Here is a 22400-nt window from a genome sequence, read left to right as displayed (position 1 = left end):
CGCGAGGCGTCGCTGTCGAGCACGCCGGCGAGCACCATCGGCTGGTTGGCGACGAAACCGACGGTGCGGCCGTCGACGCGGCCGAAGCCGGTGACGATGTTCCTAGCGAAGGAGGCCTGGATCTCGAAGAACTCGCCTTCGTCGGCGGTCTTCAGGATCAGTTCCTTGATGTCGTAGGGCTTGTTGGCGTTGTCCGGAACCAGCCGGTCGAGCGACAGGTCGGAATCCGTGACCGACTGGTAGCACTCGATTTCGGGGATCTCGGACGTGTTCGACTGAGGCAGGTAGTCGATCAGCCGGCGCATCTGCAGCAGGGCCTCGACGTCGTTGTCATAGGCGCCATCGGCGATCGAGGATTTGGTCGTGTGGATCGACGCGCCGCCGAGCTGTTCCGCGGTCACCACTTCGTTGGTGACGGTCTTCACGACGTCCGGTCCGGTGACGAACATGTAGGAGGTGTCGCGGACCATGAAGATGAAGTCGGTCATCGCCGGCGAATAGACGTCGCCGCCGGCACAGGGGCCCATGATGACGGAAATCTGCGGGATCACGCCCGAGGCGAGCACGTTGCGGCGGAACACATAGGAATAGCCGGCGAGCGCGGCGACGCCTTCCTGGATGCGGGCGCCGCCCGCGTCATAGAGGCCGATGATGGGCGCCCGCGCCTTCATCGCCATGTCCTGGAGCTTCGTGATCTTCAGCGCGTGGGTCTCGGAGAGCGAGCCGCCGAACACGGTGAAATCCTTGGCGAAGACGAAGGTCTTGCGGCCGTTGACGGTGCCCCAGCCCGTGACGACGCCGTCGCCGGGGACCTTGTTCTTCTCCATGCCGAACTCGGTGGAGCGGTGCTCGACGAACATGTCGAACTCCTCGAACGATCCCTTGTCGAGCAGAAGCTCGATCCGTTCGCGTGCGGTCAGCTTGCCGCGGGCGTGCTGCGCGTCGATGCGCTTCTCCCCGCCGCCGAGCTTTGCGCCGGCGCGACGTTCTTCAAGGGCGTCCAGGATATGTTTCATTTGCTCCCGCCAGTTCTTAAGCCTTAAGTGATGCGCGTTCTAACACGGCATTTTGCGAACCGGAAAGCGGCTTTCGGCCTCGCAGGGCTGCCCTGCCCAGGCTGAAACCGTGAAGGATTACAAGGTTTTGCCTGGGGAGGCGACGATGGACGAAGGTGCGGCCGAGACCGGCACGGTGACCGGCGGCGTCAGAATCCTGCTCCGCCTGGAGGGGCTGTTCCTGTTTCTGGGCATGACGGCGCTGTATGCCGCCTGGGGCGGCTCCTGGACGGTCTACCTGCTGCTCTTCCTCGCACCCGATCTCAGCTTTCTGGCCTACCTGTCGGACGCAAGGTTCGGCGCGCTGGCCTACAACGCCGCCCACAGCTACATGGCGCCGGTGACGCTGATGACGCTCGGGTTCGGCTTCGCCTCGCCTCTCACTCTCTCCATCGCCCTGATCTGGCTGGCCCATATCGGCGTCGACCGGGCGCTCGGCTACGGCCTGAAATATTCCGCGGGCTTCGGCTTCACCCATCTCGGACGGATCGGACGGCAGAAGAACTCCTGACCTGCGCGCTTTGGCGGCAGGCGAAGCGTGGTCTTTCGATTGACCGGGCCGGCCGATTCGGGCTTGGCTTGGGCTTGCGATCAGGCGCCGAATGTTGCGTGAGCCCAGTCGGTACGGCGGTGGTCATCACGCCCGGGCTGCGAGCCCCACCCGAGCATCACGCCAATGCCCGCGTCAGTCGTTCCCCTGCCACCGAACAACGCGTCCGAGACGCTCGACTTCCTGCGGCGGATGGCGAGCATGGTATCCGGGCGAAACGGCGACGTGCTGCTGCGCGCGGCCGTGCTGATCGAAACGCTGGCGCAGCGGGCGAAGTCGGCCGAACGGCTGTTCCACCAGCAGCAGGAAGAGAACAAGCGCAATGTCGAGCTGCGTGAGGCGGCCGAGTTCTCCTCCGATGCCATGGTCCAGCAGGTCGACGCGCTGCGGACCCAACTCGCCGACATGATCATGGCAGCCGCGGCCGAGCGGGCCGCATTCGACGCCGAGCGCAGCAAGCTGCTCCATTTGATGCAGGACGCCGAAAGCCATATCGGCAAGCTGACCAGTGAGCTCGAAACGCTGCGGGCTTCCGTCGACAGCTTCAACGAGACCATGGTCTCCGTGCCGGTCGAGACATTGCGGTTGGCGCGCGCCCAATTCGCTTCCCTCACCGGCGGCTTTGCAAGACGCGGCGACGTGATCTCGGAGGCCATGAGCGAGATCGGAGGCTTCGCCATCGACCAGGCGCTGGCGGCGAAGAAGTCCGATACCGCCTGAGCCGGCGCAGGGCGCGCTGAATTGACAGCGCGCGGGCGCGTTGTTCTACTCGGCAAAAATCACGAGGGAGAATCCGATGCCGAAGGCATCCCGCGTCGCTGCGACGCTCATGGCGCTCTGCGCTTCAGCCCTGCTGGCCGGCGCCCAGGCGCAATCCCTTCCCAAGGAAGCGCCTGCCCGGACCGAAATCTTCCCGATCCCCTCGCTCACCCTCTCCGACCAGCAATTCCTCAGCGGCGACACTGCGGCCGGCAAGCCGGTGACGGTCGCGGGGGAATTCCGGGTCGCACAGGGCACCGGAAAACTGCCCGTCGTGGTGCTGATGCACGGTTCGAGCGGCGTCGGCTCGACCACCGACGCCTGGGTGCATGCATTCAACGCCATGGGCATCTCAACCTTCGTGATCGATGGCTTCACCGGCCGCGGGCTGACGGTGGTGGGCCCCAATCAGGCCCTGCTCGGCCGGCTCAATTTGATCATCGACACCTACCGCTCGCTGGAAATCTTGGCGAAGCATCCTCGCGTCGATCCCGATCGGATCGTGCTGATGGGCTTCTCGCGCGGCGGGCAAGCCACGCTCTATGCGAGCCTCGATCGCTTCAACAAGCTCTGGAACAAGTCCGGCATCCAATTCGCGGCCTACATTCCCTTCTATCCGGACTGCTCGACGACGTATCACGGCGACACGGACGTGGGGGCGCGTCCGATCCGTATCTTCCACGGCACCCCGGACGACTACAATCCTGTGAAGAGCTGCAAGGCTTTCGTCGAACGGCTCAAGGCCGCCGGGCGCGATGTCGTGCTGACCGAATATCCCGACAGCGCGCATGGCTTCGACAGCGGCCTGCTCGGCGTCAATACTGTCGCGGTCTCCGCCAACGCGCAGACCGCGCGCAATTGCCATATCAGGGAAGGCGATGGCGGAGTGTTGATGAACGCCGATACGCAGGCGCCCTTCACCTACAAGGACACCTGTATCGAGCTCAATCCGCATGTCGGCGGCAATCCCGCGACCGCGGCCGAGTCACGCAAGGCCGTGGAGGAGTTCCTGCAGGCGCTGTTCAAGCTCGGATAGCCACATGTCATTGCGGCGACCGAATGCCCCGCAAATTCTTGCCGTTCTGGTGCAACGTCAATTCGGGTGAGGCACCGCCGCTCTCCGGCCGCCCAAAGGTGATCTGGGCATCGACGACGCGGTAGAAGAAATCCGTTTCGCTCTCGGCGAATACCTCGAACTCGCCCTGGTTGGTCGCCTGCACGAATAGTCGGGCGCCGTCGGCCCGCACGGTCAAGGCAAATGCAGGAGAAATCGCATAGCGGCCGGCATAGGCCGCAAGGACGGCGGGATCGACCGGCACCACGTGGCGCAGCTTGGGCAACGGATAGGCCTTATTGACCAGATTCACGCCGAGCGCCGTATTGGCAGCGTAGTCGGCGGCATTGGACAGCAGGATGGACCCCTCTCCCGTCCTGGTCGAATATCCGACGAAGGTGGCGTAGCCGCCGGTGCCGCCATCCTTCCAGATGACCTCGTCGTCGAACCGCGAGCTGGTGAACCAGCCGAGCGCCACGTCGCGTTGCGCCAGCCGCGGGCGACGCACCGACAGCGTCATCTTCATGGCCGCGGCCAGCGGCGTGTCGCGCGTTCCCTGATAGGCCTCGATGAACTTGAACAGGTCGTTCGCGGTCGAACGCAGCGCGCCGGCGCCGGCCAGCGCGTCGAAATCCCAGTTCGCGACCGGCTTGAGCAGCACGTCGTGTCCCTGCGCGAGCCGGTCGCGCATCGAGGCCGACAGAGTGATGCGGGTGTCGTCCATGCCGAGCGGCACACAGATGCGCGACAACACGAGCTCCTCGTAGCTCTTGCCGGCCTTGAGAGAAAGGATGTGGCCGAGCAGCCCGAAACCGAGATTGGCATATTCGTAGAATTTGCCGGGCTCATGCGCGAGCTTGTGGTGCGCCAGGAAGCCATAGAGTCGATCCGCGCCATAATCGACATAGGGATTGGCAGGGTCTTTCGGCGCAAAATTATCCGGCATGCGCGGCAGGCCGGCGGTGTAGGTCGCGAGATCGAGCAAGGTGATGGGGACGCCCTGGAATTCGGGCACGACGACACCGTCCGGCAGGAATTTCGCGACGGGGTCATCGAGCGCCACTTCGCCGCGCACGACCATGTCGGCGAGCAGCAACGCGGTGAAGACTTTCGTGATCGAGCCGATCTCGAAGACCGTATCGGCATCGAGCGGACGGTCGTTCGCCGCGCCGGAGAGTCCGAAGGCGGCGACGACACGGCGGCCGCCGGTGATCCGACCGGCGACGAGTCCCATCGTCTCCTGGCCGGTCTCGACCCGCTCCTTGAGAACGTTGGCAAGGTCGGCCTCGGGCGAGGATTGCGCATGCGATTGCCCGGACGCGAGAAGCAGCGCCGCGCTTCCAAGCAGAACGTCCCGGCGATCCGGCATGCGCCTCTCCTGTTTCTACGGCTCGCCGGGCTTGAACGGCTCCTGCTTGTCCGGCGGCACCGTCTCCGCGGCCATGGCGAGCAACATCGCGACCATCACGTAATTGCCGGCCACCGCCGTGAGGTCGACGATCTGCTGGTCGTTGAAGACCTTCCTGGCCCGCGCATAGGTTTCGTCCGAAACCTTCCTGGTGGTGGTGAGCTCGGTCACGAAATCATAGACCACCGCTTCGTCCTCGGCCATGCTCGACGGACGCTTGTTGGCCTTCAGCTCGGCGATGATGTCGGGCGAGAGGCCGGCCTTCGCCGCCAGCGGAGCGTGGGCGAACCATTCCACCTGCGAGCGCCATTGCCGCCCGATGATGATGATCGCGAATTCGTTGAGCTTGGTCGGAACCGAGGTTTCCCAGCGCAGATAGTAGAACAGGTCGAACAGGCGCTGGCCGAGCACGGGGCTGCGGATCATCGGATTGTAGGGGCCGCCGATCCCGACGCTCGACACCTTCATGATCTGCTCGCCGAGCGGCTTCTGCTTCGCATCGAGCTGATCCATGGTGAGCTGCGGAAAGCGCGGCTCCCTGCTGATGGCGGGTCCCGAGAGCATGGTGGCGGCGAGCCAGCCGCCGGCCGCGGCAAGCGCGAGCGACGACAGCCAGAGTGGCGTTGAATTCATCGATTCCTCCCGACCTTCTTCTTGTTTGGCCGGGCGATGCTAGTCGAGCGGGTTCGCGCGCGCCAGCGCGGCGGAGCTAGATCGCACCGATATCCGCGAGACAGGCTTGCGTCAGCGTCATGCGGGCTTCGATGTGGCGCGGCTCGCGGCAATCTATGTTGAGCGCGAACACGGTCTGCGCGCTACCCTTCTCGGCCCAGCCGACCATCCAGCCGAGCGACGGGTCGCCGCGCTCGGCGCCGAGGAGGCCTGACTTGGCCCGGATGACACTATCGCCGACCTTGGTCACCGGCAGGATGTCGGCGACCAGATCCTGGCTGCGCTTCGAGATCGGCAGCGCGCGGCGACGCAGCCGGTCGACGAAATCGATCTGCTCGATCGGATCGATGCGCAAGGCGCCGGTGAGCCAGAACTGGTCGATGCCGCCGCCGATGTCGCGATTGCCGTAGTCGAGCAGATCGACGTATTTCTGCATCCGCTCCTGGCCGATGCGGCGGGCGATCTCCTGATAGACCGGCACGGCGCTTACCGCGATCGCGCTTCGTAGCGTGTGGTCCGTGTTCCAGGCCTCGATCGGCCGCTTCACGCCATCCCAGGGAAACACGTCCTTGTCGGGATCGGCGACGACGCCGGTCTCCAGCGCAATCAGCGAGTTCGGGATCTTGAAGGTCGAGGCCGGCAGCTTGCCCTCGCCCGAGCGTTCGCTGTCGCTGGCGACGATCAGGTAATCGTCGACCTTGTAGCCGACGAAGGTCCCGGCCGTGCCGAGGTCGGTGAAGCGCTTGGCGAGGCTCTCGCGGATCTCGTTGCGCGGCGGCGCGACATGGGCAAGCGCGCGCGACGGCACGGTGGCGGCCGCGGCGAGAAAAGCGAGTGTGGAACGGCGGGTCAGCACGAACGGCGTCCGTTGAACGGTGAACATGGCCGCGATCATGCAGCCGATATCTGTTGAAACGATGACGGCTAGCGGACCCGGCCGGACAGCCGCAGCACGAACACCAGCACCTCGGCGACGGCCTTGTAGAGGTCCGGCGGGATTTCCTCGCCGAGTTCGACCTTGGAGAGCGCGCCGGCCAGCACCTCGTTCTCCTCGATCGGAATATCGTGAGCCTTGGCGATCTCGACGATCTTCGCGCCGATCGTGCCCTTGCCCTTGGCGACCACCACCGGGGCGCCGCTGCCCTTCTCGTAGTGCAGCGCAATCGCGAGCCTGGATTCGTCGCTCATGTGGCGCGATCCAGAAAATGCCCGGCGCGTGGCGGCGCGGGCTGCGGCGGAACGCCGTCGCGGACGACGATCTCACCGGGCTTGAGCTCGGCCCTGGTCAGCGCCTGGCTGAGATCGCCGATCCCGGCCCGCAATTGCTGCGCGGTGGTCGGCCGCTCCGCCCACATCCGCACGAGGGTCTTGTCGCCGTTGAGCGTGATCAACGCGTGCACGGGTCCGGCCGGCTCGACATTGAGCGAGAAACGCGCGCGCCAGGCGCGTTTGGCCGGATCGGCCGCGTCGCCGCCGCCATCACGCGCGATCTCGAACTGCGCCATCGCGGTGCCATGCCGGGTCGCGAACGGAATCTCGAAATTCCATTGCGGCACGGTCGGATCGACGCGGTGCCCACCGGCATCGGCGCGATCGGGCAGCGAAGCGACCTGGAGCAAGGTCTGCCGCGCGATCGCGGCATCGGTGTCATCGAGCAGGCGATGCACGGTCTGCGCCAGCGGCGTGTCCGGTGCGAGCGATGGCGAGGCGATGGACTGAGGCGACGGCAGAGCCCCGCGGAACGGCGGCGGCGTGGTCGCGCGTGCGGCCGCCTCGAAGACATGACCGTCCGGCACGGCCTTGTTGGAGCCCGGCACGTTGCCCGTCAGGCGCGGCAGGTTCTGCGTGACCTCCTGCAGCAGGCTCGCGGCAAGGCCGGCGGTCATCGTCCTTGGGAGCGCCGCTTGCGAAACGTCGGCCGCCATGTCGGCCAGCACGGCCGCGGCGAGAGGCGCGCCTTGCGGCGAAGGGCTCGTTCCCGCACCGGAGGTCGGCCCTTGCGCGGCCACGTCCGCGACCTGTGCCGCCGAAGCCGCAGCCTGCGGCGTGGATACGGTGCTGGCGGGAATGGCGGCGCCTTGCGGCAAGACCGGCGCTGCGCCGGTTTCGAGCGCATTCGACGTCACCGCCAGCGTCTGACGCAGCACGAGCAGCGCCGCCTTCAGGTCGGGCACCGTGCCGGGCGGCGACGACGTCGTCGCGCCGGTGGCCAGCGAGGCCTCGAGAAACAATCCGGATTTCTGGAAGGCGGATTGGACATCGGCACCGTCGAGCCCCGCGTCCAGCGGCGTCTGCTGTGCGAGCACGCCGAGCACCGCCTGCTTCAGTCCCGCCGGCAGGTCGCTGCCGGTGACGACGGCGGCAAGGTTGGCGAACAATGGCGCCTGGCTGTTCTGTTTCGTCACGGCCTCCGAGGACGCCGCGCTGACGGCGACCTGCTCCGCAGGCGTCAGGGGATTGCGCGCCGTGGCCGCTGCCGGCACCAGCGACGGGCTGTCCACGAGCGAAGCAGCAGCCGGCGTTAGCGTGATCTGATCGCCGGTGGCTACGCCTGCCCCGCTGACGACCGCGAGGCGGGTGGTGCCGTCATTCTGCGACACCGCGAGCTGGAGATTCTGCCCCGGCGACAGCGCCACCTCGGACATCACATCGAGGGACAGATTGGCGATCGCGATGCGCACCAGATTATCGGCGAGCACACTGACCACCCTGGCATCGACGACACTGCCGGCCTGCAGGACAAGCTCGGGCGTCGCCGCGTCAGCCACGGGGCTGACGGCACTGACGGGAACGATCGAGCTAATCGGCGTCGGCATGAGCGAGGGGCCCGGAAAATGCGCCCCCACCCTAAGGCCGTCCTCGTAAACCTCTCGTTAAGGACCTTTGGCCGGCTTCATCGCGGCAAGAACCGCCACGGCGGCCTGAAAATCCCTTAGCCGGGTGACGCGGCGGGAGGCCGCCTCCTCGTCCACTCCCCATTGATCGGCGTTCCAGTCCTCATCGACATAGGCCGCCGCCCAGACCTGATCGGGGTCACGCACCCCGTGCGCCAGCGCCAGCGCCAGCAGCGCCGAGCCGGTCAGGGTCGTGACCACGTGAAGCGCGGCGACCGACCAGGGATCGGCCGGCAGCGCCGCGCGCGCGGCCTGGACCGCTTCGTCGGGCTGCTTCACGTGCATGATGCCTTCGGACAGGATGAAATGCGCCCCCAGCGTCTCCGCGGCCCAGAACAGCACGGGATCCCAATGCGCGGCCTCGCGCGCCACCAGCGCCTCCGGATGGCCTGCCCTGTAGAACAGCAGATCGGACTGGAAGTACTTCGCCAGATCGTCGGTGACGAGGTCGACGCGGTCGACGACGCCCTCGACCACGCTGTTGGCCAGACGCGTCAGCGGCATGGTCACGGGGTCGATCGTCTCGCCCTGGGCCGCCCATTCCAACGCGACCGCATCGGCCAGCGGGCGCGTGGGGATCACCACCTGGCGGCCGGAAGGCGTGCGGATCGGCTTGCCGTCCAGCGTGATGGCGAAACCTCCGTCGGCCTCGGCCACGCCGGCCTCCTTGTAGAAGCGCTTGCGCAGCGGCACGCGCGCGGCCTGACGGGCCGCTTCCTGCGGATCACGCGGGGCCTGGCCCGCCGCTTCGTCGAACAATTCGCGCATCTCGAGTTTCCGGTCCCGGCCCTGAATGCCAAGCTTTTAAAATAAGACCGCCACTTGATAAAGCGAGCGGCGGCATGAGGGAACTTGCCGGCATCGGCACGCGGTTCGGCGCTTGCCCAACTCCAGGAAGCAGCCCACGCGGCTTCCCGTCGTCGTTGCGAGCGCAGCGAAGCCATCCGCAAATGCACCTGCAACGGGCTTCCGAAAGCATCGTCGCGGTGTCTGTCATTCGCGCCCGAAGGCGGGACCGAGCGGCTCCTCGCAATGGAGGCGCTCGCAATCACGAGGCTCGGATGCCGCGATGGATTGAGCGCTACTCCTCCGGGGCGTTCTCGATCGGATCGAATCTGGACGCATCCAGACCGAGCAGGTTCCAGGACTGCTGCATGTGCGGCGGCAGCGGCGCCGTGGCATCGATCACGCCACCGCGCGGATGCGGAATCACGATGCGGCGCGCCAGCAGATGCAGCCGGTTCTGCAGGCCGCCCGGCAGCTGCCAGTTCTCGATATTGAAATATTTGGGATCGCCGACGATGGGATGGCCGATGTGCTCCATGTGGGCGCGAAGCTGGTGGGTGCGGCCCGTCACCGGCTTCAGCGACACCCAGGTCAACTTGTTGCCGGCGGTCTCGACCACCGCATAATAGGTCACCGCGTGACTTGCGCCCTCATCGCCATGCTGGGCGATGCGCATGATCGTATCGTCCTCGCTCTCCTCCTTGGCCAGGAAGGTCGAGATACGGCCCTGTTTCGGCTTGGGCAGACCCGGCACCAGCGCCCAATAGACTTTCCGCGCCGAGCGCGAGCGAAACGCGCCGGTCAAATGCGAGGCGGCGAAACGCGTCTTGGCGATCAGCAGGCAGCCCGACGTCTCCCTGTCGATGCGGTGCACGAGACGGGGTTTCTGCCCCTTGGCATCGCGCATCACCTCGAGCATCTGGTCGACATGCCGCGTCATGCCCGAGCCGCCCTGCACGGCAAGGCCGGCGGGCTTGTTGAGCACGAGAACATCGTCGTCCTCGTAGATCGTCATCTCCTTCAGCGCCGCGAGCGTCTTCTGCGCGGCTTCCGAGAGCGCGCCGGGCACCTTCGGCGCATCGAGCTTCAGCGGGGGAATCCGGACGCTCTGGCCTTCTTCCAGCCGATCCTTGCTGTCGACACGCTTGCCGTCGACGCGCAGCTCGCCTTTGCGGACGACGCGCTGGATGTGGGAGAACGACAGGCCGGGAAAACGCGCCTCCAGGAAGCGGTCGACGCGCATGTTGTTCTCGTCGGCCGTCACGGTGACGGTCTGCACCTTGGTCGGCAGCAGCGCCTCGACGGGCTTGGCCTCGACGAACTTGGCCGGAGCCGGTTCGGCCGTACGCCGCTCGGTGCGTTCGCCGGCATTGCGAGGCGGCTTCGCGCCCGGCTTGCCGTCTGGGCGCGGCCCCGCCTTCGGCGCGCTGCGCGCCTTGAACGGACGTGCTTCCTTGCGCTCGTCACGCGAACGGGGCTTTGGGTTCATTCTCTTGATGCGGCGGCTCATGATTGACTGCCTAGCCTAAAAGTGGCCTGCCGTCACGGCGAAATGGCCGCTTCTAGCGCGAACCGCCGCGCTCCTTGCGCAGCTTCGCCCAATAGTCCAGCCGCTTCCTGATCTCGCGTTCGAAGCCGCGCTCGGGCGGGTCGTAGAACGTCTGCCGGCCGAGGGCTTCCGGGAAATAGTCCTGGCCGGAGAAGGCGTCGGGGGCATCGTGGTCGTATTCGTAGGCTGCGCCATAGCCCTCCGACTTCATCAGCTTGGTCGGGGAATTGAGGATGTGCTTCGGCGGCAGCAGCGAGCCGCCCTGCTTCGCAGCCTGCATCGCCGCGCCGAAGGCCTTGTAGACAGCGTTCGATTTCGGCGCGGTGGCCAGATAGACGACCGCCTGCGCGATGGCGAGTTCGCCCTCGGGATGCCCGAGGAAATCGAAGGCGTCCTTCGCCGCATTGGCGATGACGAGCGCCTGCGGATCGGCAAGCCCGATATCTTCCACCGCCATGCGCACCACCCGGCGCGCGAGGAACAGCGGATCCTCGCCGGCATCCAGCATGCGCGCCAGATAATAGAGCGCGGCATCGGGATCGGAGCCGCGCACAGATTTATGCAGCGCCGAGATCAGGTTGTAATGGCCGTCGGCCGACTTGTCGTAGATCGGCGCGCGGCGCTGCAGGATCTCCTGCAACTGCGCGGCGTCGAAAACCTCGTCCTTGCGTGCGGCGCGCCAGACTTCCTCGGCGAGCGTCAGGGACGCCCGGCCGTCACCGTCGGCCATGCGCACCAGCACCGCGCGCGCCTCGGCATCGAGCGGCAGTTTCCGGTCCTCGACCTCTTCGGCATGCGCGAACAGCTTCTCGATCGCCGCCGCATCGAGCGACTGGAACACCAGCACGCGGGCGCGCGAGAGCAACGCCGCGTTGAGCTCGAAGGATGGGTTCTCGGTGGTGGCGCCGACCATCACCACGGTGCCGTCCTCCATCACGGGCAGAAACGAATCCTGCTGCGCGCGGTTGAAGCGGTGCACCTCGTCGACGAACAGCAGCGTGCCCTTGCCCATCTCGCGGCGGGCACGTGCGGCGTCGAAGGCCTTCTTCAGGTCGGCGACGCCGGAGAACACCGCCGAGATCTGTTCGAAATGCAAGTCGGTCGCATCAGCGAGCAGCCGCGCCACGGTGGTCTTGCCGGTGCCGGGAGGCCCCCAGAACACCAGCGAACCGAGCGTGCGCGTCTCCAGCATGCGCGTCAGCGCACCATCGGGCCCGAGAATGTGGTCCTGGCCCACGACCTCGGACAGCGCGCGCGGACGCAGGCGATCCGGCAACGGACGCGGGGCATCGTGATCGAGCCCCGCCGCGGCAAAGAGAGTTGGCGTCTCCAGTGGTCTTTTCGAGCTCATCCGCCCAGCGTGACGTTGATCTGTTGGCCGCCGCGCACCAGCACGATGCGCCAGAGCCGCTGACGCTCGGCCGCCGCCTTTTCCAGGTCGCCGGTCTTGCCGATCTTCTGGTTGTTCACCGCGAGGATGATGTCACCCTTCTGGAAGCCGACGCTGGCAGCCGTGGTGTCGTTGCCGATATCGGTGATCACGACACCCTCGGTGTCGGCATCGAGATGCAGCTCGTCCGCGACCGCCGGCGTGATGCTCGACACCTTCGCGCCCTGGAACGGCGAGCGCCCGGTCACGACGATCTCGTCGCGGCCGGTGTCGGGCGCGGTCTCCAGCGCCACCGTCAACTTGACCGGCTTGCCGCTGCGCTGCACGTCGATCTGCGCCGTGCCGCCGAGCGGACGCGTGGCGAAGCGATAGTCGAAGGCGTTGGGATCATCGACGGTCTGCCCGTCGATCGCGACGATCAGGTCGGAGGATTTCAGGCCGGCCTTGGCCGCCGGTCCGTTCGGGACCACGCTCGCGACCAGCGCGCCGGAAGGCAGACGCAGGCCGAGGCTTTCGGCGATGTCAGGCGTCACCGCCTGGAGCCGCGCGCCGAGCCACGGCCGCTTCACCGCCTTGCCGCCGCTCTTGGCGGAGGCGACGACGACGCGCACCATGTTGGCGGGAATCGCGAAGCCGATGCCCTGCGACCCGCCGGAGCGCGAATAGATCGCCGTGTTGATGCCGGCGAGCTTGCCGTTGATGTCGACCAGCGCGCCGCCGGAATTGCCGGGGTTGATAGCCGCGTCGGTCTGGATGAAGAACTGGTAGTCGGTGATGCCGACCTGCGTGCGCGCCAACGCCGAGATGATGCCGTGCGTCACGGTCTGGCCGACGCCGAAGGGATTGCCGATCGCGAGGACGACGTCGCCGACCATCAACTCGTCGGAGTTGGTGAAATCGAGAGTCGGAAACTTTTCCTTGGTGTCCTTCAGGCGCAGCACGGCGAGATCGCTGCGGGGATCCTTCAGGACGATGTCGGCCTCGAACTCGCGCTTGTCCGACAGCGACACCTTGACCTGATCGGCCCCCTCGATGACGTGAACGTTGGTGACGACGAGACCGGATGCATCGACGATGACGCCGGAGCCGAGCGAGCGCTGCATCTGCTCGGGCTGCTGGCCGGGGACGCCGAAGAAGCGGCGGAAGATCGGATCATCGAGCAGCGGATTGCGGTTCTGTACCACCTTGGCCGCATAGACGTTGACGACCGCCGGCTGCACGCGCTGCACGATCGGCGCATAGGACAGGCGCAGCTCCGCCTGCGAGGACGGGACGCGGCGGTCCTGCGCCGAGGCCGGTTCGAGACTGGCCGAAAATGCTATGCACAATGCGGTGATGACGACGGCACGGATCGATCGAAACATTCCTACCTCTCGGAAAAGACGCCGGAATATAGGCGCGTTCGCCGGCCAATAGAAGGGCGCCGGACGGCAATATTCGGCCCGTTTCGGCTGGCCGGCCTTGCAATCCCCGCGCGCATTGCGACGATCCTGCACGAAGCTCCCGATTGGCATGACATGCGTCATCCAGCATTCTGGGAGCCGGCCGATTCGGTTGTCGCGAATTTCCGTCAGGGGAACCCGGCAGCCGCGGCGCGCCGTCGCGGGCGGTCGTCGATCATTCTCGGAAGCTTGCCTCGCGACGTGGGGAGAGTTCGTCCAACCGATGGAGTGATGACGTGAGCAGGACAAGAATTGCGGCCACGGCGATTGGGCTCGCCGGTGCGCTCGCGGCCTCCCAGGCCCAGGCACAGTCGTCAAGCAACAGCGATCAGGAGATCGCGCTCCTGAAGCAGCAATTGAAGATGCTCGAGCAGAAGCTCGACAAGCTTCAGAAGCAGACCGCGGCCAACACCGCCGCCGCAGCCGGCGCGAAGGCCGAGGCCAAGGCGGAGGCAAAGGCCGAGGCGCACTCGGAGGCGAAGGCCGTTGTCGCCAACGCCAATGCGACAATGCCGCTCAAGAGCCCCGCGCCGGTCTCCGGCGCCGTGGTGACGATGCCGAACAACCGGCCGACCATCTGCACGGCCGACCTTGCAAATTGCATCGCCATCACCGGCCGCTTGCACTGGGACGTCGGCGGTTACGATTTTCGTCCCGACACGGCAGCGACCGTGCCGCAGAAGCTCGACAGCGGCGAGAATGTCCGCCGCGCGCGGATCGGCCTTGCCGGCAAGTTCTTCAACGACTGGAATTTCGCGCTGGTCTACGATTTCGGCGGGTCGTCGGACGGATTTGGCGGCGCAGCCACCGGGTCGCTGCCGGGCGGCGGCGTCTCGGGCCTCGAGAATGCCTATCTCAGCTACACCGGCCTGAAGCCGTTCGGCGGCCGGATGGCGATCGAGGGCGGCGTCATGGACCTGCCCTACACGCTCGACGAAGCCACCAGTTCCAACGACATCATGTTCATGGAGCGGGCCTCGCCGGGTATCATCGCTACCAACATCGCCGCCGGCGACTTCCGCTCGGCGGCCGGCACGCGCTGGTACAACGACGCACTCTGGATCGGCGGCTATGTCACGGGACCATCGACCGGCGCCGTCCACTCCGCATCGGCCACGACAGGCGCCAGCGAGCAATATGGTGCTGTGGCGCGCGTCGCAGGCAATCCGATCAGCGGCAAGGACTACACCGTGCATATCGGCGCCGACGCGCAATGGCTGATCCAGCCGCCGCGCAATCTCGTCGCCAACACGCAGACGGTCACGCTCAGCGATCGTCCGGAGCTGCGTCTGGATCCGACGACGCTGGTGTCCACCGGCGCGATCGCCAATGTCTCGGGCGCGCAGGTCTACAGCGTCGAAGCGGCAGCCACTTACGGACCACTCATCCTGCAAGGCGAATACTTCTGGTACAATGTCGATCGCACGGCGAACACAAGCGTGCCGCTGGTCGGCGCGCCCAGCCTGAAATTCCAGGGCGGCTATGCGCAGGCCGGCTACGTGCTGACCGGTGAGAGCCGCACCTATAACGCCGCTAACGCGGCCTATAACGGCGTCAAGCCCGCGCATCCATTCTCGCTCGACGGCGGCGGCTGGGGCGCGTGGGAGATCGCCGGGCGGTTCTCGACGATCGACCTGAACAACCAGCTCGCGAGCGCCAACGGCATCGCCGGCGGACGGCAGACCGTCTACACGCTGGCGCTCAACTGGTACGTCAACGGCAACGTCCGTTTCATGCTCGACTATCTGCATGGCACGGTATCGAAGCAGGCCTCGCCGATCTCGACCGCCGATGTCGGCTCAAAGTTCGACGCCGTCGCGATGCGCACGCAGTTCGCGTTCTAGCTCGTGCGCGAATGCGGCACCGATGCCGTGCAATCTATGCCGCGCGCTTCGGCTTCTTCACCTCGACGGGAGCCGGGGCGCAGGACAACCGCTCCTGATGGCTCTCACCCCAGGCCTTGAGAATGTCAATCACCGGCCGCAGGCTCTCGCCGAGTTCGGACAGGCAGTACTCGACGCGCGGCGGCACCTCCGCATAGACCTTGCGGATGATGAGCTTGTCTTCCTCCAGCGCGCGAAGCTGCTTGGTCAGCATGCGTTGGGTGATGCCCGGCATCAGGCGGCGCAGTTCACCGAAGCGCTGGGTGCCGCTCTGGAGGTGGTACAGGATCACGCCCTTCCACTTGCCATCGATCAGGTCGAGCGTCGCTTCGACCGAGCAGCCGGGACGACGGGCGAAATTGCGGCGCTTCATGCGTATTTCCCCAATAGTATCCAAACAGGGACTATATCCCCCAATTTACAGTACTTGCCAAATGGGAGCCAGAGCGACAGGTAGGGGCAGGTATCACGCCATCTGATGGAGACCCAAGGCATGAAGGCCGTCGGCTACAAGACATCGCTCCCGATCGAGGAAGCGCAGGCCCTGATCGATTTCGAGGCTGCGAAGCCCGAGCCCAAGGCGCGGGACATTCGCGTCGCGGTGAAGGCGATTTCGGCCAATCCGGTCGATTACAAGGTTCGCAAACGCGCCGCCCCGCCGGAAGGGGAAACCAAGATCCTCGGCTATGACGCGGCCGGCGTGGTCGACGCGGTCGGCCCCGAGGTCACGCTGTTCAAACCCGGCGACGAGGTGTTCTACGCGGGCTCGATCCTGCGCCAGGGCACCAACTCCGAATTCCACCTCGTCGACGAACGCATCGTCGGCAACAAGCCGAAGAGCCTGTCGTTCGCGCAGGCCGCCGCCCTGCCCCTCACCTCGATCACTGCATGGGAGTTGTTGTTCGATCGCCTCGGTGCGGTGCCCGGCAAGAGCATCGATCCGCGCACGCTGCTGATCACGGGCGGAGCCGGCGGCGTCGGCTCGATCCTGATCCAGCTCGCGCGGCGCCTGACCGGGCTGACGGTGCTCGCGACCGCGACGCGACCGGAATCGCAGAAATGGTGTCTCGATCTCGGCGCTCACGCGGTGATCGACCACGGCAAGCCGATGAAGGAGCAGATCGAGAAGCTGAAGCTGCCGCCGGTCGCACTGGTGGCGAGCCTCACTTTCACCGATCAGCACTACAAGGCGATTGCGGACCTCATGGCGCCGCAGGGCCGCTTCGGCCTGATCGACGATCCCCCGGAATTCACCATGAGCGTGTTCAAGGGCAAGGCGATCTCGGTACACTGGGAATCGATGTTCACGCGGTCCTCGTTCCAGACGCCGGACATGATCGCACAGCATCATCTGCTCAACGACGTAGCCGACCTCATTGACAAGGGCGTGCTGCGCACCACGCTCGATCAGACCTTCGGCACGATCAACGCCGCCAATCTCAAGCGCGCGCATGCGCTGCTCGAAAGCGGCAAGTCGCGCGGCAAGATCGTGCTGGAGGGTTGGTAGGAAGCGCCGATCCTAGCGGCGGTGGGGGCCCGTGCCGTCCGCCGCCGCCTTCCCCAGGATCTCCGACAGGGCAAGCAACAACCTGTCGATCTGCTCGTCCGTGCCGACGGTGATCCGCAGATAGTCCGAAATGCGCGGCGTCGAAAAGTGACGAACGATCACGGCCCGCTCACGGAGAGCGCTCGCCAGCACCGCGCCCTCATGCGCCGGATGTCGCGCGAAGACGAAGTTGGCCGCGGACGGCAGCACGTCGAAGCCGAGCCGCTTCAAGCCGCGATCGAGCCGCTCGCGACCTTCGATCACGCGGGTCCGTCCCTGCTGAAAATAGGCTTCATCTTCCAGCGAAGCGATCGCGCCGGCCTGGGCAGGCCGGCCGAGCGGATAGGAGTTGAAGCTGTCCTTGACGCGGGTGAGCGCCTCGATCAGGTCGGCATCGCCGATCGCGTAGCCGACGCGCAGCCCGGCGAGCGCGCGGGACTTCGACATGGTCTGGACGACCAGGAGATTGCGGTGCGACGCAACCAGCGGGATCGCGGTTTCGGCGCCGAAATCGACATAGGCCTCGTCGATCACCACCGGAGCGTCCGCATGATCCTCGAGCAGCGTTGCGACCTCGGCCCGTGACAGCGCGATCCCCGTCGGGGCGTTCGGGTTCGGAATGATCACCGCGCCGGCCGGCCGCCGATAATCGGCAACGCGGATTTGCATCGCCTGATCCAGCGGCACCGTCTCGTAGGCGATCCCGAACAGGCGGCAATAGACAGGGTAGAAACTGTAGGTGATATCGGGGAAGAGCAACGGCGCGTCGTGCTTCAGCAGCGCGGCAAACGCGTGCGCCAGCACTTCGTCGGAGCCATTGCCGACGAACACCTGCTCGGGGCGCACCTCGTGGTAGCTCGCCAACGCGGCCCGCAACGCGGTCGCCTGCGGGTCAGGGTACAGGCGCAGCGCATCGTTCGCCTCGTTGCAGATCGCCGCCATCGCGCGCGGGGACGGTCCGAGCGGATTTTCGTTCGTGTTGAGCTTGACCAGATCCGCGATGCGGGGCTGTTCGCCCGGCACATAAGGCTTCAGTCCATGCGTCAGGTCGCTCCAGAAGCGGCTCATGTCTCAAATCCTCACTCGCGATCCCGCAGCCTTACCACGACGCTCGCCCGCACGCAGCGCCGGTTCCCACGGGCCGATCCGTTCCCACCATCCATCAGGGCGATGGAGGCAGCGATGGCTGAGGTGTTGCATGCGCCGCGGCCTGACGTTCGACGAAGCCTTTGGCGAGGGCGTGATAGATGCCCTCCTCGCAAATCACACGCGAGGTCGCATGCGCGATCAGCGCGGCGGCCATCAACGGCACGACCATGCCGTGATTGTCAGTCATTTCGGTGACGATCACGAAGGCGGTGATCGGCGCCTGCACGACGCCTGCAAAATAGGAGACCATGCCGAGCAGCATGATCGCGCCGAGCGGCACATCGTGAAACAGCGAGGCGATGTTGCTGCCGATGCCTGCGCCGACGGCGAGCGACGGCGCGAAAATGCCTCCGGGTATGCCGCTGATCGCGGCAAAGGTCGTGGCGAGCAGCTTGAGGATTCCGAAGTCGGGAGGCAGCGGCGAGCCGTGCTCGAGCGCCGTCTTCACCTGCTCGTAGCCCGTGCCGTAGACCATGTCGCCGGAGGCGAGACCGCAGATCGCAACGGCCAGCCCGCACGCGAATGCGAACCAGAGCGGATGCTCCTTGATCGCGCGTCCCAGCGGATTGCCGAAGCCGCGCGCCATCGCGATGACGACGCGGCTGAACAGGCCGCCTGCCAGCCCGCCCGCCACGCCGCAGAGCGGAACGGCCAGCCAGTCGGCACCACGCGCAAGCGACATCGCGCTGCTGCCGAAATATGCGTAATTGCCGGCCAATGCGAGCGAGGTCAGGCCGGCCGCGATGACGGCGGCGATGATCAGGCTCGACGTCCGGGTCTCGAATGCACGGCTCATCTCCTCGATGCCGAACACGATCCCCGCCAGCGGCGTGTTGAAGGCGGCCGCCACGCCGGCGGCGGCGCCGGCCAGGATCAATCCGGGCTGGCGGCGCGGCGAGAATCGGCCGAGCGCGAACATGATGGAGGCGCCGACCTGAACGGTGGGCCCTTCCCGCCCCACCGAGGCGCCACACAGGAGGCCGAACAAGGTGAGGATCACCTTTCCGATCGCGATACGGATCGAAACCAGGCTCTCGCGCGCCGCCTGGCCGGTCAGATGCCGCGCGGCGATCGCCTGCGGAATGCCGCTGCCCTGCGCGTTGGGGAACAGCCGGATCGTCAGATAGGCCGACAGCATGAAGCCCAGCGGCGTCACCGCCAGCACGGCATAGCGCGACCTGGCCAGCAGCAGCGCGAAGGCGTGTTGGGCGAGATCGGCGAGCTGCGCCAGGGCCACCGCCGCGGCGCCGACCCCGATGCCGCCGAGCAGGAAGATCGCCCGCCGCTGCCATCGCGCGGATGTCAGTCTGAACAGACGTTGGTGACGGGTCGACAGGGGCCAGGGCATGAAGCCGATGTTCTATCCGGTCACGCCGCGAATTGAAGAGGCGAGCCGGCAGACCAGCTAGGCTGGAACCGCTCCCTCCACGAACAGCAGCCGCCGCTCCAGTGCCGTCTGGCGCAATTCGAGCGCGGCGGCATATTCGGCCGAACCGTACCATTCCCGCGCCCGGGCCAGCGACGGAAACTCCACGATGATGACGGTCCTGGGCGGCGGGCCGCCCTCCACCAGCTCGACCGCCCCGCCGCGGGCGAGATAGCGGCCGCCATATTGCGCGATCGTCTCGGATGCGAGCGCGCGATAGCCTTCCATCGCGCCGGCGTCGCGCACCTCGACCTCCGAGATCACATAGGCCGGCATGCGCGGACCTTTCGTGTTGAGCACCTCTCCGGAGGCTGCCTTAGGCAATGGTGTTGACGATGCCGCCCTCGGCCCGCAGGGCCGCACCATTGGTCGCCGACGCTTCCTTCGAGGCAACATAGACCACCATGTTGGCGATCTCGTCGACGCTGGCGAAGCGCTGGATCAACGAACTCGGCCGGTGCTGCTTGACGAAATTGGCCGCGGCTTCGTCGACCGACTGGCCGTTCTGCTTGGCGAGATCCTTCACGAAGGTCTCGACGCCTTCCGACATGGTCGGCCCCGGCAGCACGGAATTGACGGTGACGCCGGTGCCGCGAGTGAGCTGCGCGAGGCCACGTGCGACCGAGAGCTGCGCCGTCTTGCTCATGCCGTAATGGATCATCTCGACGGGGATGTTGAGCGCGGATTCCGAGGAGATGAAGACGACGCGGCCCCAATTGCGCTTGAGCATGCCCTTGAGATAGGCGCGCGAGAGCCGCACCCCGCTCAGCACGTTGACCTCGAAGAGGCGGCTCCAGTCCTCGTCGGGAATGTCGAAGAAATCCTTTGGCTCGAAGATTCCGGCATTGTTGATGAGGATGTCGACGTCGGGCAGTGCGGAGACGAGCGCCTTGCAGCCCGCGGCGGTCGAGACGTCGGCGGCGATGCCGCGCACCTTGGCCCCGCTGCCTTCGAGCTTGCGGACGGCCGCATCGACCTTGTCCTGACCGCGCCCGTTGATCACGACGCTCGCGCCCGAACCCGCGAGCCCTTTCGCGATGGCATGGCCGATACCGGCAGTGGAGCCGGTCACAAGGGCAGTCTTTCCGGAAAGGTCGATCTTCATGCGTCATCTCCATTGATGCAGATGGAAATATCGTGCGCTGCACGCGCAGCTTCAATCGTCCCTCACCGACGCGTGAGGACTCACTGCGGCGGCAATGTCCGGACAAAGGCGACGATGGCGTCGAGGTCCTGCGGCGTCATGGTGGCGTAGGCGGCGTAAGCCATCGGCGGCTTGAGCTTGCGTCCGTCGCGGGCGACGCCTTGCGTGATCGCGCGCTTGATCTCGTCATCGCTCCACTGGCCGAGGCCCGAAGCAGGATCCGACGTGATGTTGGGGGAGACGGACTGGCCCCAGGGCCCGCTGAAGGTGCGGCCGCCCTTGCCGCTCGCGCCGGCGAAATCGTGCACGACGGATGGGCCTTCCGGGGTGTGACATTCCAGGCAATGCGAGATGGTCAGGAGGTAGCGGCCGCGCGCGAGCCTGTCGGTCAGCTCCTGCTCGCTCGCCTGCTTGCCGGCATAGGTCGGCGTCTCCGGCTTCAGCGCGATCCGGTATTCGGGCGCCGGCACGTCGTGACGCACCGGCGGCACTGAACGGAGGTAGGCCACGAGCGCATCGAGATCGCGCGCGGTGAGCACCGTGTAGAACGCGGTCGGCATGATCGCAGCGGCCTCGGTCCCGTCCGGCTTGATCCCGCTGACGAGGAACCGCTTGAGCGCGGCATCGCTCCAGTTGCCGATGCCGGTGTCCTTGTCCGGTGTGATGTTTGAGCCCGTGACCTTGAAGGCCGGCTCGTCGAAGGTCTGTCCGCCCGAGAGCGCGCGCGACAGATCGAGGCCCTGCGGGCCGCGCGGCGTGTGGCAGTTGTGGCAGACCATCACGCTGTTGGCGAGATAGGCGCCGCGCTCGACCAGCGTCTCGCCGGCGACCGGCGACATCAGCAACGTCAGCACGACCCCAAACACAATCCGCATCGAGCCCCCGGCCGGATTCGCGTTCACCAAGACGATCGTGCGCGGCGTGAGACATCGCCGCGCCATGCAAAAAAGCGGCGCCCAGGGGCGCCGCTTTCTCGAATTCAGTACCGGCCGGCTTACGCCGCGTCGGCTTCCTTTTCCTGCACCGGACCGGAGTCCTGGCCCTTGGCATCGACGTCGCGATCGACGAACTCGATCACGGCCATCGGCGCGTTGTCGCCGTAGCGGAAGCCCGCCTTGATGATGCGGGTGTAGCCGCCCTGACGGTCCTTGTAGCGGGGCGCCAGCGTGTCGAAGAGCTTCTTGACCTGGTCCTTGTCGCGCATCTCGGAGATCGCCTGGCGGCGCATGGACAGCCCGCCCTTCTTGCCGAGGGTGACGAGCTTCTCGACGATCGGGCGGAGCTCCTTGGCCTTCGGCAGCGTGGTGACGATCTGCTCGTGCTTGATCAGAGCGGCCGCCATGTTGGCGAACATCGCCCTGCGGTGTTCGGCCGTGCGGTTGAGCTTCCGATGAACCTTGCCGTGACGCATGTGTCGTATCCTTACTTCAAAACTGCCGCGACGGTCCGTCGGACATGTTGCTCAGGTGGGCTGCCTGCGTTCGCCCGGATAGCGCCTGGCGAATGGCGAGCAGCGAATTGTCGTTCGCTGGTCGACACTCCCCGTTCGCCAAACTCAGTAGTGGTCCTCGAAGCGCTTGGCGAGCTCGTCGATGTTCTCCGGCGGCCAGCCCGGCACTTCCATGCCGAGGTGCAGACCCATCTGGGCCAGCACTTCCTTGATTTCGTTCAGCGACTTGCGGCCGAAGTTCGG

General features: G+C 66.2%; 22 protein-coding genes and 1 pseudogene. 5 read left to right on the top strand and 18 right to left on the bottom strand.

The features are described 5' to 3' along the window. On the bottom strand, positions 1 to 1016 hold a 1016-nt coding region (locus tag QM712_RS33685; RefSeq protein ID WP_415027470.1), incomplete at its 3' end, for an acyl-CoA carboxylase subunit beta. Positions 1017 to 1161: 145 nt separating this feature from the next. On the opposite strand from QM712_RS33685, the gene QM712_RS33680 reads away from it, so the two are divergent. The 3 genes from QM712_RS33680 to QM712_RS33670 all read left to right on the top strand — a co-directional run bounded on the left by QM712_RS33680 (position 1162) and on the right by QM712_RS33670 (position 3400). Continuing rightward, complete coding sequence (locus tag QM712_RS33680; RefSeq protein ID WP_415027469.1) at positions 1162 to 1566, top strand: DUF4260 domain-containing protein; 405 nt, start codon at positions 1162 to 1164, stop codon at positions 1564 to 1566. A gap of 165 nt (positions 1567 to 1731) precedes the next feature. After that, positions 1732 to 2325, top strand: coding sequence for a hypothetical protein (locus QM712_RS33675; RefSeq protein WP_415027468.1), 594 nt, complete (start codon positions 1732 to 1734; stop codon positions 2323 to 2325). A 76-nt stretch (positions 2326 to 2401) separates the two neighbouring features. Then, on the top strand, positions 2402 to 3400 hold the full coding sequence (locus QM712_RS33670) for a dienelactone hydrolase family protein (protein ID WP_415027467.1): 999 nt from the start codon (positions 2402 to 2404) through the stop codon (positions 3398 to 3400). A gap of 7 nt (positions 3401 to 3407) precedes the next feature. On the opposite strand, the gene QM712_RS33665 is transcribed toward QM712_RS33670, so the two are convergent. From QM712_RS33665 to QM712_RS33625, 9 genes are all read right to left on the bottom strand, one after another. Beyond that, the gene (locus tag QM712_RS33665) at positions 3408 to 4787 is read right to left on the bottom strand and encodes a serine hydrolase (protein WP_415027466.1); all 1380 of its coding nucleotides are present in this window, start codon (positions 4785 to 4787) and stop codon (positions 3408 to 3410) included. Positions 4788 to 4802: 15 nt separating this feature from the next. Continuing rightward, positions 4803 to 5459 carry a carboxymuconolactone decarboxylase family protein gene (locus QM712_RS33660; protein ID WP_415027465.1) on the bottom strand — a complete coding sequence of 219 codons (657 nt, stop codon included), beginning with the start codon at positions 5457 to 5459 and terminating at the stop codon, positions 4803 to 4805. A 76-nt stretch (positions 5460 to 5535) separates the two neighbouring features. After that, complete coding sequence (locus tag QM712_RS33655) at positions 5536 to 6354, bottom strand: penicillin-binding transpeptidase domain-containing protein (RefSeq protein ID WP_415027471.1); 819 nt, start codon at positions 6352 to 6354, stop codon at positions 5536 to 5538. Between the two features lie 68 nt (positions 6355 to 6422). After that, positions 6423 to 6686: an EscU/YscU/HrcU family type III secretion system export apparatus switch protein gene (locus QM712_RS33650; protein ID WP_415027464.1), complete on the bottom strand. Its 264-nt coding sequence runs from the start codon at positions 6684 to 6686 to the stop codon at positions 6423 to 6425. After that, complete coding sequence (locus tag QM712_RS33645; protein ID WP_415027463.1) at positions 6683 to 8314, bottom strand: flagellar hook-length control protein FliK; 1632 nt, start codon at positions 8312 to 8314, stop codon at positions 6683 to 6685. The genes QM712_RS33650 and QM712_RS33645 overlap by 4 nt, the downstream gene beginning before the upstream one ends. A 57-nt stretch (positions 8315 to 8371) precedes the next feature. Beyond that, positions 8372 to 9160, bottom strand: a complete 789-nt coding sequence (locus QM712_RS33640; protein WP_415027462.1) for an ATP12 family chaperone protein — start codon at positions 9158 to 9160, stop codon at positions 8372 to 8374. A gap of 313 nt (positions 9161 to 9473) precedes the next feature. Further along, positions 9474 to 10688, bottom strand: coding sequence for an RluA family pseudouridine synthase (locus tag QM712_RS33635; RefSeq protein ID WP_415027461.1), 1215 nt, complete (start codon positions 10686 to 10688; stop codon positions 9474 to 9476). A 52-nt stretch (positions 10689 to 10740) separates the two neighbouring features. Further along, positions 10741 to 12078: a replication-associated recombination protein A gene (locus tag QM712_RS33630; RefSeq protein WP_415027460.1), complete on the bottom strand. Its 1338-nt coding sequence runs from the start codon at positions 12076 to 12078 to the stop codon at positions 10741 to 10743. Further along, the gene (locus QM712_RS33625) at positions 12075 to 13481 is read right to left on the bottom strand and encodes a DegQ family serine endoprotease (RefSeq protein WP_415027459.1); all 1407 of its coding nucleotides are present in this window, start codon (positions 13479 to 13481) and stop codon (positions 12075 to 12077) included. Before QM712_RS33625 ends, QM712_RS33630 begins: the two co-directional genes overlap by 4 nt. 314 nt (positions 13482 to 13795) lie before the next feature. Here QM712_RS33625 and QM712_RS33620 point away from each other — a divergent pair, with 314 nt between their 5' ends. Further along, the gene (locus QM712_RS33620) at positions 13796 to 15403 is read left to right on the top strand and encodes an OprO/OprP family phosphate-selective porin (RefSeq protein ID WP_415027458.1); all 1608 of its coding nucleotides are present in this window, start codon (positions 13796 to 13798) and stop codon (positions 15401 to 15403) included. A 34-nt stretch (positions 15404 to 15437) separates the two neighbouring features. On the opposite strand, the gene QM712_RS33615 is transcribed toward QM712_RS33620, so the two are convergent. Next, positions 15438 to 15815, bottom strand: a complete 378-nt coding sequence (locus tag QM712_RS33615) for a winged helix-turn-helix transcriptional regulator (RefSeq protein WP_415027457.1) — start codon at positions 15813 to 15815, stop codon at positions 15438 to 15440. Positions 15816 to 15935: 120 nt separating this feature from the next. Here QM712_RS33615 and QM712_RS33610 point away from each other — a divergent pair, with 120 nt between their 5' ends. Continuing rightward, entirely contained in the window at positions 15936 to 16949 is a 1014-nt protein-coding gene (locus QM712_RS33610) for a zinc-binding alcohol dehydrogenase family protein (protein WP_415027456.1), read from the top strand. 12 nt (positions 16950 to 16961) lie between these two features. Here the strand turns inward: QM712_RS33610 and hisC are convergent, their stop codons facing one another. The 7 genes and pseudogenes from hisC to QM712_RS33575 form a co-directional block, all read right to left on the bottom strand. Then, positions 16962 to 18056, bottom strand: coding sequence for a histidinol-phosphate transaminase (hisC, locus tag QM712_RS33605; protein WP_415027455.1), 1095 nt, complete (start codon positions 18054 to 18056; stop codon positions 16962 to 16964). A gap of 94 nt (positions 18057 to 18150) precedes the next feature. Further along, a complete protein-coding gene (locus tag QM712_RS33600; RefSeq protein ID WP_415027454.1) occupies positions 18151 to 19485 on the bottom strand; it encodes a chloride channel protein in 1335 nt (444 codons plus the stop codon). 57 nt (positions 19486 to 19542) lie between these two features. After that, positions 19543 to 19839: a DUF1330 domain-containing protein gene (locus QM712_RS33595; RefSeq protein WP_415027453.1), complete on the bottom strand. Its 297-nt coding sequence runs from the start codon at positions 19837 to 19839 to the stop codon at positions 19543 to 19545. Between the two features lie 40 nt (positions 19840 to 19879). Next, complete coding sequence (locus QM712_RS33590; protein WP_415027452.1) at positions 19880 to 20668, bottom strand: SDR family NAD(P)-dependent oxidoreductase; 789 nt, start codon at positions 20666 to 20668, stop codon at positions 19880 to 19882. 80 nt (positions 20669 to 20748) lie between these two features. Next, positions 20749 to 21582: a c-type cytochrome gene (locus tag QM712_RS33585; protein WP_415027451.1), complete on the bottom strand. Its 834-nt coding sequence runs from the start codon at positions 21580 to 21582 to the stop codon at positions 20749 to 20751. A 119-nt stretch (positions 21583 to 21701) separates the two neighbouring features. Next, entirely contained in the window at positions 21702 to 22118 is a 417-nt protein-coding gene (gene rplQ, locus QM712_RS33580) for a 50S ribosomal protein L17 (RefSeq protein WP_415027450.1), read from the bottom strand. A 144-nt stretch (positions 22119 to 22262) separates the two neighbouring features. After that, positions 22263 to 22400 (bottom strand): annotated as a pseudogene (locus QM712_RS33575) (DNA-directed RNA polymerase subunit alpha); the annotation flags it as partial.

This window comes from Bradyrhizobium sp. (genome assembly GCF_047605465.1).
In the GTDB taxonomy this organism is placed as follows: domain Bacteria; phylum Pseudomonadota; class Alphaproteobacteria; order Rhizobiales; family Xanthobacteraceae; genus Bradyrhizobium.
The sequence above is the reverse complement of the archived record's forward strand: the minus strand, read 5'-3'. Positions and strand labels throughout refer to the sequence as shown.